Here is a 16,787-nt window from a genome sequence, read left to right as displayed (position 1 = left end):
ATGATATGTACCCAGAATCCTGGACACATATTTATGAACTAAGCCAAACACATGGATGCTATCCTGTATTGCACAGGTGGCATCCATTTTGTTTTGACCTGAATTCTTTTGTTATTGTAGTAATCTATATATTCTTCAAGTGCTTTTGAGAATTCTTCAAAAGAAGAATAGTCTTTTTCGAAACCATAATACATCTCGTTTTTTAATCTACCAAAAAAAGTCTCCATAATACAATTGTCATAACAGTTACCTTTTCGAGACATGGATTGAATAATTCCATGTTCTTGTAAAGCAGTTCTATAATAAATATGTTGATACTGCCAGCCTTGATCAGAATGGAATATAAGGCCGCTGAGATTAGGAAATTTATCAAATGCTCTATTTAACATTCTGGATATCTGCTCAAGATTAGGGCTCTTAGATAAGTCATAGGAAATGATTTCATTTGTATTCATATCTAAAATTGGCGATAGATAACACTTACCCCATGAAAAATTAAACTGAGATACATCCGTTGTCCATTTTTGTAAAGGCGCAGTTGTACTGAAATCTCTATCTATCACGTTATCAGCAATTTTTCCCACTTCACCCTTATAAGAATGATATTTTTCTTTTGGTCGTTTCCCAACTAATCCAGCTTCATGCATAAGACGCTGAACTCGCTTATGATTTATCTTATATCCACGGTTTATCAATTCATGATGGACTCGTCTGACCCCATACCTGTTCTTGTTTGACTCAAAAATACTTTGTATTTCTTTCAGTATTTCTTGATTACGTTCAGCAACAACATCTTTCTTATTAATCTCAAAATAGTAAGTTGATTTGGCCATATTCATAGCCTTAAGGAGATATTTTAATTGGAATCCGTTTTCTCGGAGTTCCTTGATGATTGCTGCTTTTTCGCCTTGAGTCGCGCAGCTTCCTTTTCTTCTCTCAAGGCGATCTCTTTTTTTATTACTTCGATTTCAGCTTTCATGTATGCATTTTCAGCTCTTAATCGGATTAGTTCTTCATATTCAGACTCATTAGGTTTTGGTGGCTTTCTTGTTCCTACTTTTTTCATGTTGGAATTCTTTGATTTACGCCCTTTCTGTTTTGGGATAAGACCATTGTAACCATAAATCTTATATTTGCGAACCCAATTTCTTAATATTGAATCCTTAACTCCATTAGAAAGAGCAACTGCTAGATATGAACTTCCAGCTAAAACTTGGCATACCAATTCATATTTTTCTTCTGTCGACCATTTCTTTTGAATATGTCTAGGTTTTAATGCCTCTGGCCCTAGAGCATCTTCAATTCTAGCCCACTCGCGAACTTTGTTCCTGAAGCAGGCTTGTGAAATTCCATCGGGAGTATTGGGATAGACACCTGTTCTAAACAAATCAACACATTTTCTCTTAAAATCATAATCATAACGCATAAAAAATACCCTCCTTACTGGTTTGTCCAGTAAAGAGGGTACATATCACCAACAATGGATGCCACATCCTCTTTATTTATCTTTCACACCGGAATAATAATCTCCACCGTAGTACCCCTTCCGGGATACGACTTAACATGCATCTCGGCGTTTTCCATTATGCGCAGGCGTTCCTCTACGTTCTTTAAGCCATGCATTTCCGATTCATAATCGGGATTGTCCGTGATCTCACCCGTATCAAAGCCTACTCCGTTGTCTTTTACCTCGATCTTGATATATCCGTTTCCACGTAAAGTGCTTATCTTTATAATTCCCTTGGTTCCGGGTGCAAGCTTTCTTATGCCGTGTCTTACTGCGTTTTCAACGACGGGTTGAAGCGTAAGTGCAGGCAGCTCAAAGTCTTTTTCCCTTATGTCATACTCTACTTCAAAAGCATCTTCAAGCACAGCCTTCTCAATCTCAAGAAACGTCATTGTGTGATCGAGCTCGCCCGAAAACATGATCATCTCATCTTTTTCAGAAAAACCCTTATTGCCTTTAATATACTCAGACAACCATGAAACAAGGTCTTTTGCCCTCTTGGGATCTCGCTCGCACAGTTCCTTCGTATAATCAAGCGTCGAATAGATAAACTGCGGCCTTATCTGGGACAGTGCGATCTTGTTCCTTAAATTGGACAATTCGCTTTCCTTGGTGCTTATCATCACCTGCTGTTTCAATAAATTCTTGGAATTATCTTGTATTGCCTGAGCAAGCATGAATAGTGCGCTCGCAAGGCAGGCCATATTATATAAAGAATAGCCGTAAACAAACACCTGCAGTCCAGCCGCAAGAATCGGAAGAAGTATAAAACAGAACACCGCAATAAACCTGCATTTTTCAACCTTCTTGCGCTTGTATGTCAGATACAAAATGCATATCAAAGCTTCAGACATATTTACGAAAGTCCACAGCGGGAATCCGGGACCTCTCTCGTATAAATTTGTATCGGGATTGATTCTGTAGATATATCCGCTTCTCTGCGAAAAAAGGAACATAATCTCAGCGAATATCGCAATAACGGCGATTGCATAAAAGATCGTGTAATCTTTTTTCCCTTCATACACAGAAAGGATCACATAGATTGAGACAAATATCGGGATTACGGGATTCATCAAAAAAGTCACAAAATTAGACCCGATGACCATTCCGCGCGCAAATTCCCCCGGAACGCCTCTGTAATACCACGCAAGACCGTCGGAAAACAGCAAGATTCCGACAGTAAGCTCAAGTATGGAAAGAGCTCTATACTCTTTTTTGATAACTGTGCGGCCCAAAAATAAGTAAACAGATGCCAGCATACAGAACATCGCGCCCCACAATTCCGCATCGGTAAAGAAATATTTAAGTTCCACTCACTCATCTCCTCTTAACAGGTTATGATTTTATTATATCCATTTATTCACGAAATATCATCTATATTTTCCCTGCATTTTCACTTTTCTTCCCTTTATGTTATACTTGCAGAAGTGTTTAATTCTAACACAATAACATTTTTCAGGAGGAAAAAAATGGCACAGAATCCTATTGTTACAATCACAATGGAAAACGGTGATGTCATAAAGGCTGAACTCTATCCGGAGATCGCACCTAACACTGTAAATAACTTCGTTTCACTTATCAAAAAGAATTTCTACGACGGACTTATCTTCCACAGAGTAATCAAGGGCTTCATGCTTCAGGGCGGAGATCCCGAAGGAAGCGGAATGGGCGGCCCCGGCTACGGAATAAAGGGTGAATTTTCATCAAACGGATTTAAGAACGATCTTAAGCACACTGAGGGTGTTCTTTCAATGGCAAGATCAATGATGCCCAACTCAGCAGGCTCACAGTTCTTTATCATGCACAAGACTTCTCCTCACCTTGACGGCGACTACGCTGCATTCGGTAAGGTTACAGAGGGAATGGACGTTGTAAATAAGATTGCCGAGACTGAGACAGACTGGAACGATCGTCCAAAGGCGCCTCAGGTTATGAAGACAGTTACTGTTGAGACTTTCGGAGTAGATTATCCCGAACCTGAGAAATCACGCTAAACTGTATTTATTGCAATAAAGAAAAAGAAATCCCTGCTTACAATATTTACTGTAAGCAGGGAATTTTTTTACCCAAATTATCTTCTATATATTACCACTCAGGAGAAACCGATAATGCATGATTATATCCGTCAGATCCTGTTGCAAGAGTAACCACTACTCTCTTGTCTTCCATAAGGAACGGAATGTTGTTGAATGCCGTGTTTGTATCAAGTCTTATCTCCATTGTTCCTTCTTTGGTTGAAAGATAAAGCGTACTCTCTTTTGTCTTGTCCTTGATTCTGCCTGTAACGGTAGCCTTGGATCTTTCATCAACAGTAACCGTAGCTGACGGACTGTCATTCTCATTTACGACTTTTGAAACATGGTTCCAAGCATCATTTCCTCTGTAGAAGTACACAGTAACATTAGTTCCGGGGAAAATAGCTCTTCCTTCCGATGCATCTGTATTGCCGTCGATCGCAAATTCCATCTTACCTTCAGAAGTCTTGATAACAAGCTTGTTTGAAGTAGTCTGGTCTGTTACGGTTCCTCTTACTCCGCTTCCGTACTTTGCAACATTTGCACTTGATAAAGCATTGGTTGCTTTGTCCTTCACAGATACCGCATGCATATATGCATCACTGCCTCTTGCACATACTATCTCAACTTCTCTGCCGATCATAATGCATTTTACACCGCTAAGATCGGTCTCGGGATCAAGCTTGATCTCCATTGTTCCGTCATTAGTCTTAAGGTAGATCATCTCTTTTGTTGTTCCTTTTGCGATCTTACCTTTTACGTTAGATGTTTTGTTCGAATCAACTTCGGCCTTTCCGGGCTTCACCTCACTCTTGATTGAAGTTGCGTGCCAGTAACCGTCACTTCCTGTAGAACAAGTAACAGAAACCTTGGTTCCCGGGAAGAAAAACTTAGCCTCACTGTTATCTGTTGAATCATCGATTTTAATTTCTACTGTTCCACCGGATGTAGAAAGATACATCTTCTCAGCTGTAGTCCTGTCGTCAATCTTGCCTGTAAATGTCATCTCTGAAGCCTTCGCAGTCACAGGAAAAGCAAGCGCTCCGGCCATTACGACAATAAGCGTCAACGCAACACCTAAGATAGCCGATATGCTCTTTTTCATATTTTTTATCCCCTTTCGCAATACTTTTTCACTACAAAATATTCCAAATTACAGTAACATTATACATCATCTTGTACATTTATGTATGTTTCTTTTGTTAAAAATAACATTTTAAGGGCTAAAATATGCAAAAAATCCTAAATTAATTAAGTTAAGGGGATGCTGATTTAAATCAACATCCCCCAAAAAGGTCCAATTTACCACTGTTTTATGTTTTGCGGTGCGCCTTCTCCGCCCTGTCCGCCGGCTGCGCCTTCCTGCCCTTCTTTCTCTTGGGCTTTCTTCTCACCGTCGGCGCTTTGTTGGGCTTCCTGTCGCTCTTTCATAGCACCTTCTTTACTCTTTTGAAGCTCATCCTGCTGCCGCTTCTCTTTTGAACTACTCTTGTTATCGTCGCTTGAAGAATCCTCCTTTTCCTGTTCGGAAGACTCTTCGTTATCCTGCTGATCGTCGCCTGAATTCTCAGGATCCTCAAGCTTCTCAAGCATTTTATCAATGTCCTCTTTAAGTTGCTGGGCATCGGCATCCCTAAAGTTATCGCCTTCTTCAACCGCCCATCCGTTCTCAAGAAGCGTATCCCTCGCCTTATAAAGAACATAAATAGCCGTATCGATCTTATCCTGACTTGAAAGGTCCGAAAAATCTATCGTGTAGCAGAGCGAAAGAGCAAGATTTATCCTTATAGAACACTCTTTTTCTTCGGGAGGATACATTTTGAGCGCTTCAGTAAAGTAGCTTGCAGCCTCCGAATAGCATTCCTGCTTGTAATACGCATCTCCGAGATTGTAGAAAGGAGTGTAACTCTCAGGAAAGTTCAGAAGCAAAAGTTTTTCCTCAAGCTTAGTATCATAGTTCCCTGCGTTATATCTTTTTACAAAAACCTTGTTAGCCAAAACCCTTGTAACTATCGAAGCACCTGCGATGCAGATAATAAGCGAAAATACCAACAAAAAGATATATCTAAGAGGTGTTTTTTTCATACTCATAACCTCCCTTTTATGCTAAATATGCACAGTTCCGCAATGAGCGCCAAAACGAGCGGTATGGCAAACCAGAAGTAAAGATCGACATACTTCTCCATCCCATCCTCTTTCTCGGTTATGGTCTTTGAAGTCTCTTTTATCACATTAATCGTATTATTAAGTCCTTTACTTCCGCTGTTCATATTGTGATATTCAACCCCGAGGTTGCCCGCAATGCTCTTAAGATTATCCTCATTGAGGTAAGAAACGGCTTCTTTTCCCTCGGCATCATCATAGATGTACGTATTGTCAATCTTCATCTTTCCGCCGTTTGCAGAGCCGTATCCGAGAACTGCGCCCGAATCCACATATTGCTTCAAAGCCTCATAAGACGTAAGCTCATTGCCGTTTGTAATCTCACCGTCGCTCATAAACAGAACTATGCTTTTCCTATTTTCTTTCCTTGAAGAAGAAAGAAGCAGCGACTCAAGATCCTTGTAGGGCAAAGACATATCGCTTCCGCCCGCGTATTCATATCCGGGAGGCGCAAGCGTATCCAAAAGAGTCTTAACATGCTCCATATCCTGTGTGCACGGCGAAATAACATGAGACTGATCGTCAAACGTCACAAGCGCAAAGTTACTTCCCGCAAGCTCGTCTATGATCTGCTTTGCATCCTTCTTTGCACCGTCTATCCTGTTGCCGGCGTAATAATCTTCCGCCCACATACTGATCGTGGTATCCACAACAAAGATAACATCGAGATTCCTTGTGGAAAACTCGTATTCCTCATCCGCAGTCATGGGCCTTAACCCGATAATAAGCACCAGGATGTATATAATTCCGAGCCTAAGCACGGTAAATATTTTGTCTTTTCTTTCGACACTCGTTCTGACAACTCCCCAGACCGTTATCGCGATCAATACCGCAAAGATTATGAGGAGGAACGCTATCGGTAAAATAGGTCTTATAATCATTTTTGCAACACCCATCCTGCTCCGCAGAACACGACAATTCCCAAAAGAAGCAATATAAATGCAGCTTCCGGTATATCAACATTTTCTCTTGATGAAACAACTTTTACCATCATTGCTTCCTGCTTCTGGATATCCTGAACGATCTCGGAAACAGGATGCTCGTCCGTTCTTACATAGAACTTTCCGCCGGTATTCTCAACCGCGCTCTGAAATTCCGAAGAGCATGCCTTGTAGCTGTATTCCTCAGGCAGATAGAACTTATCCTCCGAAGGGAAAATTCCAAATACTGTAGTCTTATTATTCTTGCACGCCTCTGATGCGTCCTTAAGATTCATTATCTCAGGATAGTACGAATTCAGCTCGTTATCGGTACACATGATGATAACGCGGGTTCTGTCCGATTCTCCTATATAGGGAAAAGAATAAAGCGCAGAGCCAAGCCCTTCTCCTATAAGCGACGATCCCTTTGTGTCGGAACGGTACAAAGTTCCCGCCTCGTAGTAGGAAAGCTTCTCATCAAGCTCATAGAACTTCTCTTTTTCCTCTTCCGTCATGTCCGTAAGATACTGATATTTATTGTAAAAATTGTCGTACATATCCTTCTGAAGCTTAAAATACTCATCAAGCTCATCGAGCTTTTGCACAACATAATCATAATCATCCGTAAGAGGAACATATGTAACAGATGAAGTATTAAAAATGCTCACTCCTATCCTGTCGCCTTCAAGTCCCTTTACCACGCCTTTTATATACTCTGTGATCTCTGAGTTGAGGTCATAGAGCGAATAAGATACGTCAAGGCAAATTATGATATCTCTTTTCTTCACACCGTTGACAACTTCTTTTGACTTAAACGGTCTTGAAATAAGAATAAAAGACGAAAGCATGCATATTATAAGTCCCGCTATCAGAACTGTCCTGATTATGCGGTACTGTTTAAACAACTCAATATATAACTCACTGGATCTGATTCTCTGGGTATTGGCGGCTCGTAGCCCACCGTTAAATTCATTCGTTATCTTCTTGCTGTATTTATAAAGCAAAAAACATATTCCGGCGATTACCAAGACTCCCAAAACGATGACCCATTTATGCATTATGTCCATGTTCTGATCACTCCCATTGCCGTTTCACAGGATTCCGAAAGTTCCTTGGATATCGGTCTTCCGTCCTCCGCAAATTCCGGAACGTAATACTCTTCCATAAGCTTATCCAAATGCTTGATACCAAGTTTTTTTACATCACGGATAGTCGCCGTTTCAACATTGATTCCCGTAACATCGTGTATAAAACCTCTGATCAAAAGACTGAGCCTCTGAAAGCCTTCTCTCTGGCTCACCTTGCCGTTATTATAATCATTCTTAAGCATCTGGATCTGCGCGATATACTTTTGTTTCATTATGTACTGATAACCGCTGCTGATGCTGAAACGATTGTCTTTTTTAGCAGAAGGATCGCTCTGGTTTCTCTCGATTCCAAGTATTCTTAAAAGCACCCAAATAAACACAAAAAGAAAGGCCGCAAAAATAACGATTCCGACCAGCAAAACCCAAAGACTATATTCAAATGGTGGTCTTAATGTAACCGTAGTTTCCATGTCTGTGCCTTTCAAATAAAACTATTGTCTTATCGATTATCTCATCCGAACCCGAAAGCGAGATAACCGATGTTCTGCTCTGCTTACTGCTGCTTGCTATGCTGTTTGCCGCAGCTTCCCTGTACTCAAGCTCCTGCTTCCTGAGCTTCTCATTATGAGAAAGAAACCATTTCTCATAGTGCCCAAGTTCGTTGTCAAACACGTTATCCCCTGTCAGCATGGCGTCTTCAACGCACATAGCCATAAGGTCGTTGTTGCAGGCAACCGCCTTGAGCGTACTCTCACTTACTGATGTGAGCCCCTCAATATCGGTAATGAGGATAACGATCATCCTCTTGTGTACGCAGTTAAGGACGTTTTTTATGCACTGTTCAAAAGAAATACTGCTGTCCTTATCAATATATTTCTCATACTCGTAAATGAGTCTCTCGATATGCTCGGTTCCCGCCTTGAACATACTAATCTCCGATGTATCCCCTTTGGGAAATGCCATAGAAAAATCAGCTCCGTTCTTATCTGTAAGATATGCGACCGTTCCGAAAGTAAGAAGCGCAACTTCTTTTTTTGACTCACCTCGCGGAGTATCGCCCGTCATCTTTTTGCCGCAGTCGCACACAAACATTACATTGTGCCTTCTGTCGGTCATATACCTTCTAACAAGCGTCTTTCCCATTCTTGAAGAAGACTTCCAGTCGATATCGTGAACCTCATCGCCGAGTGCATACTCTTTAAGATCTTCAAACTCCATACTTCTTCCCTTATGAATGGAGTGAAAATCACCGTCCAGAATATTTGAAGTTTTCTTGTTTGTATAAAGAGCTACCGCTCTCCTTATCTTAGATAAGTATTCGTAATCAATATTCATAGCCGCACTCTATCACGGAGTCTTAACAGAATTTACGATTCCGTCAATTACCGTCTCAACAGAAATATTGTCTGCAACAGCCGAATAGTTAAGACCGATCCTGTGTCTTAATACCTGATGTCTTACCACCTTTACATCCTCAGGTGTTACGTAAGTTCTTCCCATCATAAGAGCGGCAGCCTTAGCCATCTTAAGGAACGCAATAGATGCACGCGGACTTACACCGATTCTCACATATTTACCAAGTTCAAATCCGGGTATCTGGTTTGCTCTTCTGCTGGCAACAACAATACTTGAAATGTACCACTTCACTGCTTCGTCAACATATACCTGATCAGCAATGTCCTGAACTTTATTTATATCCTGAATTGTAAGTACCGGATCTGTTTTCTCCGATATTACTCCGGATTCTATTCTCTTTAAAATCTCTACTTCCTCAGCAGCTGTAGGATATGTAATAACCTCTTTTATCAAAAATCTGTCCGTCTGCGCCTCAGAAAGAGGATATGTTCCCTCCTGCTCAATAGGGTTCTGAGTTGCAATGACAATAAAAATGTCCTCCGGCATGTTGTAAGTCTTTCCGCCGATAGTAACATGTTTCTCCTGCATGGCTTCGAGCATTGCAGACTGAGTCTTTGCACTTGAACGGTTGACCTCATCAAGGAGGACAAAGTTGGCAAATACAGGTCCAAGCATAGTCTCGAACTTGCAAGTTGCCTGATTATAGATTTGTGTTCCGATGATATCTGCCGGAAGAAGATCCGGAGTGCACTGAATTCTCGCAAACTTTCCGTCTACGGCATCAGAAATAGCCTTAGCCGCAGTAGTTTTCGCAAGACCGGGAACGGACTCGATAAGAATGTGTCCGTCCGCCAGAATAGATGCGATAAGAGAAAATTTAAGCTGTTTCTGTCCGACTACTTTCTCATCAAAGTAATCGGACATTTTTCTGATAACTTCCTGTGAATAAGCAAAGTCAATTTCATTTATATTATTCTTTGAAGGAGTCTTTCTTGAAAGCTCCTCAGTAGTGTTATGTACATTTCCGTCCATCACTATACTCCCCTTTTATTATTTTATGATTGTCGCAAGATTACGCATTATACCTGCCGCAATATCAGGCTTGTTCATTGAATAAACATGTATGTGGCTAACCCCGTTAGAAATGAGATCTATTATCTGATCGCAGGCATAGATTATACCTGCCTCTTTCATCTTCTCAGGGTCATCTGCGAACCTATCAACCATTATCTTCATCTTCTGCGGAATGGTTGAACCTGAAAGAGCTACACTTCTTGCCACCTGTCTTGCATTAGTTATCGGCATGATTCCCGGAAGAACAGGAACATCAATGCCTTTTTCCCTGATCCTGTAAAGGAACTGGTACAACGTAGAGTTGTCAAAAAACATCTGGGTTGTAAGGAAATCACATCCCGCATCCACTTTTTCTTTTAGATGGATGATATCCTCAGATTGTCTTGCGCACTCTACATGTCCTTCGGGATAGCACGCTCCGCCGATACATATATTTTCATCAAGCGACTTAATATCGCTTATAAGCTGTGTCGCATGATCATAATCATAGCAAACTCGTCCTTCTTTCGGAATGTCCCCCCTAAGTGCCATGATATTCTCGATTCCTTTTTCCTTGTAAACGGAAATCATGGACTTAACATCCTCTTTTGTAGACGATACACATGTAAGATGTGACAGCACGGTAACTCCGTACTTATCCTGAAGATCAGCCGAAATATTGGCCGTATTCTTACTTGTTCCACCGCCTGCTCCGTAAGTAACGCTCATAAAGTCAGGCTTTAACGCAGCGATCTCTGCCGAAGCCTTCTCGACATCAGCGTACTTATCGTCTGTCTTTGGCGGAAAAACTTCAAAAGACAAGGTCACATCTTTACTGTTTAATATGTCTTTTATTTTCATATTGTCTCCGATCGGTATCAAACATTGATCTCAGCTGTAAGGCCGAGGTCTTCCTTGTTTGCTTCCAATATAGGTTTAACAACTTCAGCAAGGAACTTATCTACCTGATGAGCACTGCATCCAACGTACTTTGTAGGATCCATCGATGCTTTAAGTTCCTCGATTGTAAGAGGGAATGCGGGATCTTCAGCAATAAGTTCAAGAAGATTATTGTCTTTTCCCTCAACCTTAACGGTCTTACCTGCTTCCATAGAGAGCTCACGGATCTTCTCATGAAGTTCCTGTCTGTCTCCGCCTGCCTTAACAGCATCCATCATGATGTTCTCTGTAGCCATGAAAGGAAGCTCAGACATAAGGCGCTTCTCAATAACCTTAGGATAAACAACAAGACCGTCAACTACATTTATACATAAATCAAGTATACCATCTGTTGCAAGGAATCCTTCAGGAATTGAAATTCTTTTATTTGCAGAATCGTCGAGAGTTCTCTCAAACCACTGTGAAACCTCTGTGATAGCGGGATTAAGAGTATCGATGATCACGTATCTTGCAAGTGAGCAGATTCTTTCACTTCTCATAGGATTTCTCTTGTATGCCATTGCAGATGAACCAATCTGGCTCTTCTCAAAAGGCTCTTCAACTTCTTTAAGGTGCTGAAGAAGTCTGATATCCTGTGCCATCTTTGTTGCAGAAGAAGCAATTCCTGCAAGGACATTGAGTACCTTCATGTCAATCTTACGGCTGTATGTCTGACCTGAAACTGCCATGCATCCCTTGAATCCAAGCTTTTCTGCAAGCATGGGATCAAGCTTATCAACCTTTGAAAGGTCTCCGTCAAAGAGTTCAAGGAAAGAAGCCTGTGTTCCTGTTGTTCCCTTTGAACCCAAAAGTTTCATATTATCAAGAACATAATCAAGGTCCTCAAGATCGATCGTGAAATCCTGAAGCCAGAGTGTTGCTCTTTTTCCTACTGTTGTAGGCTGTGCAGGCTGGAAATGAGTAAAGCCGAGTGTAGGCTGTGCCTTATATTCCTCCGCAAACTTTGAAAGCTCTGCGATAACGTTAACGAGCTTCTTTCTTACAAGCTTAAGTCCCTCAGTCATTACGATGATATCTGTGTTATCACCAACGTAGCAGCTTGTTGCGCCAAGGTGGATAATTCCCTTAGCCTTGGGGCACTGCTGGCCGTATGCGTAAACATGGCTCATTACATCGTGACGAACTTCTTTTTCTCTTGCCTTTGCAACATCATAGTTGATGTCATCCTGGTGAGCCTTGAGCTCATCGATCTGCTCCTGAGTGATGTTAAGACCGAGGTCTTTCTCAATCTCAGCAAGGGCGATCCAAAGCTTTCTCCATGTCTTGAACTTCATATCCTGTGAAAAGATATATTGCATTTCTTTACTTGCATAACGCTCCGATAAGGGGCTTGTATAACGATCTGTACTCATTTCATTCCTCCTGAAACTATATCTGTATTGCTGACACTTATGTTTATATCCAATTTAATAGCGAATCTTTTCTGCTAATTTCCAACATAGAACGCTACCGCCGGATTTTTTACTTCTCAAATTCTCCTCTGATATCCTCTGTAGGTGGTGTAACGGGATAAGAACCTGTAAAGCATCCCTTACAGATGCCGAGGTTTCCGCCAACCATCTCTTCAAGTCTCTCTATTCCGAGATAAGCAAGTGAATCCGCTCCGATTATCTTGCAGATATCATCGACATTTCTATTATAAGCGATAAGCTGGTCTCTTGCAGGAACGTCGGTTCCAAAATAGCAGGGCCACAAGAACGGAGGTGAACTTACTCTCATATGTACTTCTTTTGCACCGGCATCGCGAAGCATTCTTACGATACGGTCTGAAGTTGTTCCTCTTACGATAGAGTCATCGATCATGATGATTCTTTTGCCCTCAACCGCACTTCCGAGTGCATTGAGCTTAACCTGAACGCTTGATTCTCTGTTCTTCTGCTTGGGCTTAATGAATGTTCTTCCTATATAAGAGTTCTTTACAAATGCCTGTCCGTAAGGAATTCCTGACTGCATTGCATATCCGAGTGCCGCAACATTACCTGACTCGGGAACGCCTACAACGAGATCCGCATCGATAGGTGAATCCATTGCAAGGAATCTACCTGCAGCAATTCTGGCGTCGTATACGCTGATGTTGTCGATTGTGCTGTCGGGACGGGCAAAATAAATATATTCAAAAATACATCTTGCATGTTTTTCCTTTGGAATGCACATGCTCTTGTCGGACTGAATTCCGAATTCCGGAGAAATAGTAACTATCTCACCCGGTTCAACATCACGGATAAAAGTAGCTCCGACTGTGTCAAGCGCGCATGTCTCGGAAGCAAGTATGTAGCAGTTCTCTCTTCTTCCTATAACAAGGGGCTTAAATCCGTAAGGATCTCTTGCACCGATAAGTTTTCTCGGTGACATGATAACAAGGCTATACGCTCCCTTTATCTTGAGCATAGCCTTTCCAACTGCCTCTTCTACAGACTTTGTCGCAAGTCTCTCTCTGGCAATATGATATGCAATTACTTCTGAATCGATTGTTGTCTGAAAGATCGCACCTGTGTATTCGAGCTCATGACGAAGCTCCGGTGCATTGACAAGGTTACCGTTATGTGCAAGTGCCAAGGTGCCTTTTACGTAGTTTAGAACAAGCGGCTGCGCATTCTCACGTGTGCTGCTGCCTGCAGTTGAGTATCTTACGTGGCCTACTCCGATGTCTCCCTTTAAAGTGTCCAATATCTCCGGGGTAAAAGCTTCATTTACAAGTCCCATATCCTTATGGCTTGTCACTTTTCCCTTCGGTCCGTTCGTGTCGCTAACGGCAATACCGCAGCTTTCCTGTCCTCTGTGCTGAAGTGAAACGAGTCCGTAGTATATAGAGCCGGCTACATCACCACCGTCAAAATCATACATACCAAAAACTCCGCATTCTTCACCAAGACGCTTGTAATTCTCAGTCCTACCTTCGTAATTCATTTGTTCTCCTTGTTTTTAAAGAAAAAAATAACCTCAAACACCGAACATTTTAACATTATATCAAGCCCGATTCAATCAGAACTTATTGGCTTTATACATTGTCAGGCAGGAGCTAAATTTGTGCTATGAATTGCGCTGTGGGCATATAAGGGCGGTTTTTTAGTTATTTCGTATTTTGACATTCAAGGTATAAAAAATTAAAGGTGTTTATTCCTCGTTCCAAACTCGCCCGCAAGCGGGCTCAAACAGTGGAACGAAAACGGAATAAACGCCTTTAATTTTTTATACTCTTGAATGAAACAAAATACTCAAATACTAAAAAACCGCCCTTATATGCCCACAGCGTAGATTATGGCAAAATTTACAGTACATTTTTCCTCTTGAAAGCAATCTCCTTAGTCTTGGCCTTGTTTTTCGAAATGGTTGTAGAGTGCACTGATTGCAAAGCACAGTATTCCACTGATGAGGAAGCTTATTGCGCGTCCGATTGTATTTTCATAAGTAATATCGATCATGATGAACTTAACAACACATATCATAGACAGAACAAGTCCATATATTCGGAGCTCTTTTGCCCCAAAGATCTTGTTGAATCCAATAAATATGCACAGTATTGCAAAGGCCAGAGTTGCAACGCTGATGATATATCCAGCCGCATCATAAGCGATAAGTGAAAACAGCAGAATGATTCCAAACTTGATTCCCGCGTAAAGTTTTTCGCCACTGCTTCCTGCAAAATGTCTGCGAATATTAATGCAAGCCAATGCTGTCGTAAAGGCAATATTTATTCCCTGAGGAAGAGCCCCGTCAATCTCAATAATGTTATAAAGTCCTACCAGTATCCCTATCGCATTTATAACATCGAGCCCCAGCAGAACCGACTTGTTGCTTATTCCGTTGTCGTCCCTGTCAAACTTAAGCACTCGCATAAGCGCGTTAAATATTCCCATTGGAATTATTGTAAACATAAGCCTGAATTCACTGTCATAATGCGTGTATTTGTCCGAAACAGTGCAAAAGAGAAGCGCGATACATACCTGAACATAGATAAAATAAATGGTTTTATAATAAACAGACTTATTGACAATAAATCCTTCCATTGCCACAACAATAATCGCATAAACCAGTGCTACCGAGCAGAAAACAATATTCAGTTTATCCGCTACTTCCAACGCCGTCATCAGTGCTGCCAATATAAGCGCCTGATTTCTAAACAGATTGTGTTCCTTCTTTGCGCCATAAACAGCCAACGGAAGAAGTGCAACGAAAAGAGCTCCGGTGTTGAAAAAATCATTATATAAAATAAAAGTAGCAAACTCGGCAACGGCGAACCAGGCAATTATCCAAATGTTTTTCAAAAGTAATACTGTATCGTCCTCGACTTCGCTCCGCTGCATAAAAGCTACAACTTCCGCAATAACCGCAACCGCAAAGAACACCGTAAGGCTGATCCATTTTGGCAAATCTAAGCAATCCGCAAGTAGAAGGTATGAAACATAGAATACAACCGCACTTACAGGAGCAAAAAAGAATCTATTCTTATCTTTTATCAGCTTTTCTCCATAAATTGAACATGCAAAATATACAGCACTTATAACCACAATAAGAATTGCAGAAACAGTAAGCGGAACGCATTTTTCAACATTATTTCCGATCCTTGTTGCAAAATAAAGTATAATTCCCATATTTATGCAACTTTGCACTATTCGCTGTCCGTAGCTCTTCCTGAAATTATACTGGAAAGCAGCACCCATAACGATAAGGTAAATCAAAATAGGTAGAACCATGGCCTTATCTTCCATATTCCATGCAAGAAGCGCAGAAATAATGTAGCCCGAATTGCCGATAGCCTGAAAGAGTCTGCTCTCTTTTTTGCCCATGTTCAGAATAACTCCTCCCCAGACAAGCAAGAGGACGTACATGATAACGTCACTGATAGCTTTGAAGTAAATTCTGGTCACGAGTATCGACAGATAGCTGCAACCAAGTCCACATGCGAGCAAGGCCGTAAAAAAGGTATTATCCGGCCGCTTTTTGTGCTCATAAAATGCAAAGCTTGTAAGCGCAATACTAACCGTAAACATCATTCCAATTTTGACAGCATCGTTAAGGTAAGGAATTATGAGACTTGCAAACAAAATAAGTGCTATGAAAACCAATACACTTGCAAGAACTCCCATCAAATGCTTACCAATCCACGACTCTGTAGAATTTTTCTTTCCGGCCGCATAATTCTGAAATGGCTGTTGAGGCTGTATAGATTGATTCGCAAATTGTGCCTGCGACTGATTCTGCATTGGTTGATTTGCGAATTGTGCCTGCGGCTGATTCTGTATAGGTTGATTTGCAAATTGTGCCTGCGACTGATTCTGCATTGGCTGAGGTGTAATCTGACTCTGCACCCGCTGATATTGATACTGCACTCCCTGTGACTGCATATTTGTTTGCGCCTGTTGCGGTTGTATATTTGCTTGCATCTGCTGCTGATGCTGCATAGATCTTATTTGCATATTCGCCTGCTGCAACTGCTGATGCATTCCGTTCTGTTCCGCTTTAACATCCGCAACAACATGCGATACCCGGGATAAAGCAAGTTGAATCTGCCCAACCTGATACTTGATCGACTCAAGTTCTCTCTCCAATTCTTCTATTTGTCCCATAAAATAATCTCCTTTTATTCTGCAAGTATATCCGAAAAAGCTGATCAAAGTTAGCGGTGGGCAATCGCACTAATTAGTGCGGCAGCCTTTCCTTACACTTTCAATCAATGTTTTCTTAAATAAAACACCGCCTGAAACGATTCTTCGATCCGGACGGT

General features: G+C 41.3%; 15 protein-coding genes. 1 reads left to right on the top strand and 14 read right to left on the bottom strand.

Going from position 1 to position 16,787, the window contains the following annotated elements; translation table 11 throughout:
• Positions 1 to 38 precede the first annotated feature (38 nt).
• From BM398_RS15000 to BM398_RS14990, 3 genes are all read right to left on the bottom strand, one after another.
• Positions 39 to 893 (bottom strand): IS3 family transposase, encoded by an 855-nt coding sequence (locus BM398_RS15000; protein ID WP_304528538.1) that lies wholly within the window; start codon positions 891 to 893, stop codon positions 39 to 41.
• Positions 857 to 1,426, bottom strand: coding sequence for a transposase (locus BM398_RS14995; RefSeq protein ID WP_092336557.1), 570 nt, complete (start codon positions 1,424 to 1,426; stop codon positions 857 to 859). Before BM398_RS14995 ends, BM398_RS15000 begins: the two co-directional genes overlap by 37 nt.
• Before the next feature lie 83 nt (positions 1,427 to 1,509).
• A complete protein-coding gene (locus BM398_RS14990; RefSeq protein WP_092338806.1) occupies positions 1,510 to 2,820 on the bottom strand; it encodes a sensor histidine kinase in 1,311 nt (436 codons plus the stop codon).
• Between the two features lie 156 nt (positions 2,821 to 2,976).
• On the opposite strand from BM398_RS14990, the gene BM398_RS14985 reads away from it, so the two are divergent.
• The gene (locus tag BM398_RS14985; RefSeq protein WP_092338804.1) at positions 2,977 to 3,501 is read left to right on the top strand and encodes a peptidylprolyl isomerase; all 525 of its coding nucleotides are present in this window, start codon (positions 2,977 to 2,979) and stop codon (positions 3,499 to 3,501) included.
• A gap of 91 nt (positions 3,502 to 3,592) precedes the next feature.
• On the opposite strand, the gene BM398_RS14980 is transcribed toward BM398_RS14985, so the two are convergent.
• From BM398_RS14980 to BM398_RS14930, 11 genes are all read right to left on the bottom strand, one after another.
• On the bottom strand, positions 3,593 to 4,627 hold the full coding sequence (locus BM398_RS14980; RefSeq protein ID WP_092338802.1) for a hypothetical protein: 1,035 nt from the start codon (positions 4,625 to 4,627) through the stop codon (positions 3,593 to 3,595).
• Between the two features lie 197 nt (positions 4,628 to 4,824).
• The gene (locus tag BM398_RS14975; protein ID WP_175531974.1) at positions 4,825 to 5,607 is read right to left on the bottom strand and encodes a tetratricopeptide repeat protein; all 783 of its coding nucleotides are present in this window, start codon (positions 5,605 to 5,607) and stop codon (positions 4,825 to 4,827) included.
• A 2-nt stretch (positions 5,608 to 5,609) separates the two neighbouring features.
• Positions 5,610 to 6,566: a vWA domain-containing protein gene (locus tag BM398_RS14970; RefSeq protein WP_175531973.1), complete on the bottom strand. Its 957-nt coding sequence runs from the start codon at positions 6,564 to 6,566 to the stop codon at positions 5,610 to 5,612.
• Positions 6,563 to 7,672 (bottom strand): vWA domain-containing protein, encoded by a 1,110-nt coding sequence (locus BM398_RS14965; protein WP_092338796.1) that lies wholly within the window; start codon positions 7,670 to 7,672, stop codon positions 6,563 to 6,565. Before BM398_RS14965 ends, BM398_RS14970 begins: the two co-directional genes overlap by 4 nt.
• Positions 7,663 to 8,163, bottom strand: coding sequence for a hypothetical protein (locus BM398_RS14960; RefSeq protein ID WP_092338794.1), 501 nt, complete (start codon positions 8,161 to 8,163; stop codon positions 7,663 to 7,665). The genes BM398_RS14965 and BM398_RS14960 overlap by 10 nt, the downstream gene beginning before the upstream one ends.
• Positions 8,129 to 9,028 carry a DUF58 domain-containing protein gene (locus tag BM398_RS14955; protein ID WP_092338792.1) on the bottom strand — a complete coding sequence of 300 codons (900 nt, stop codon included), beginning with the start codon at positions 9,026 to 9,028 and terminating at the stop codon, positions 8,129 to 8,131. The genes BM398_RS14960 and BM398_RS14955 overlap by 35 nt, the downstream gene beginning before the upstream one ends.
• A gap of 12 nt (positions 9,029 to 9,040) precedes the next feature.
• On the bottom strand, positions 9,041 to 10,081 hold the full coding sequence (locus BM398_RS14950) for an AAA family ATPase (protein ID WP_081670741.1): 1,041 nt from the start codon (positions 10,079 to 10,081) through the stop codon (positions 9,041 to 9,043).
• A gap of 18 nt (positions 10,082 to 10,099) precedes the next feature.
• Positions 10,100 to 10,963: a methylenetetrahydrofolate reductase [NAD(P)H] gene (gene metF / locus BM398_RS14945; RefSeq protein ID WP_092338790.1), complete on the bottom strand. Its 864-nt coding sequence runs from the start codon at positions 10,961 to 10,963 to the stop codon at positions 10,100 to 10,102.
• 17 nt (positions 10,964 to 10,980) lie between these two features.
• On the bottom strand, positions 10,981 to 12,414 hold the full coding sequence (purB, locus tag BM398_RS14940; protein ID WP_092338788.1) for an adenylosuccinate lyase: 1,434 nt from the start codon (positions 12,412 to 12,414) through the stop codon (positions 10,981 to 10,983).
• A 109-nt stretch (positions 12,415 to 12,523) separates the two neighbouring features.
• Positions 12,524 to 13,969 carry an amidophosphoribosyltransferase gene (purF, locus tag BM398_RS14935; protein ID WP_092338786.1) on the bottom strand — a complete coding sequence of 482 codons (1,446 nt, stop codon included), beginning with the start codon at positions 13,967 to 13,969 and terminating at the stop codon, positions 12,524 to 12,526.
• Positions 13,970 to 14,364: 395 nt separating this feature from the next.
• On the bottom strand, positions 14,365 to 16,629 hold the full coding sequence (locus tag BM398_RS14930) for a DUF2339 domain-containing protein (protein WP_092338784.1): 2,265 nt from the start codon (positions 16,627 to 16,629) through the stop codon (positions 14,365 to 14,367).
• Positions 16,630 to 16,787: the final 158 nt, after the last annotated feature.

The sequence above is a fragment of the Butyrivibrio sp. M55 genome (genome assembly GCF_900116865.1).
In the GTDB taxonomy this organism is placed as follows: Bacteria; Bacillota; Clostridia; order Lachnospirales; family Lachnospiraceae; genus Butyrivibrio.
This window is presented reverse-complemented; position numbering and strand designations above follow the sequence as displayed.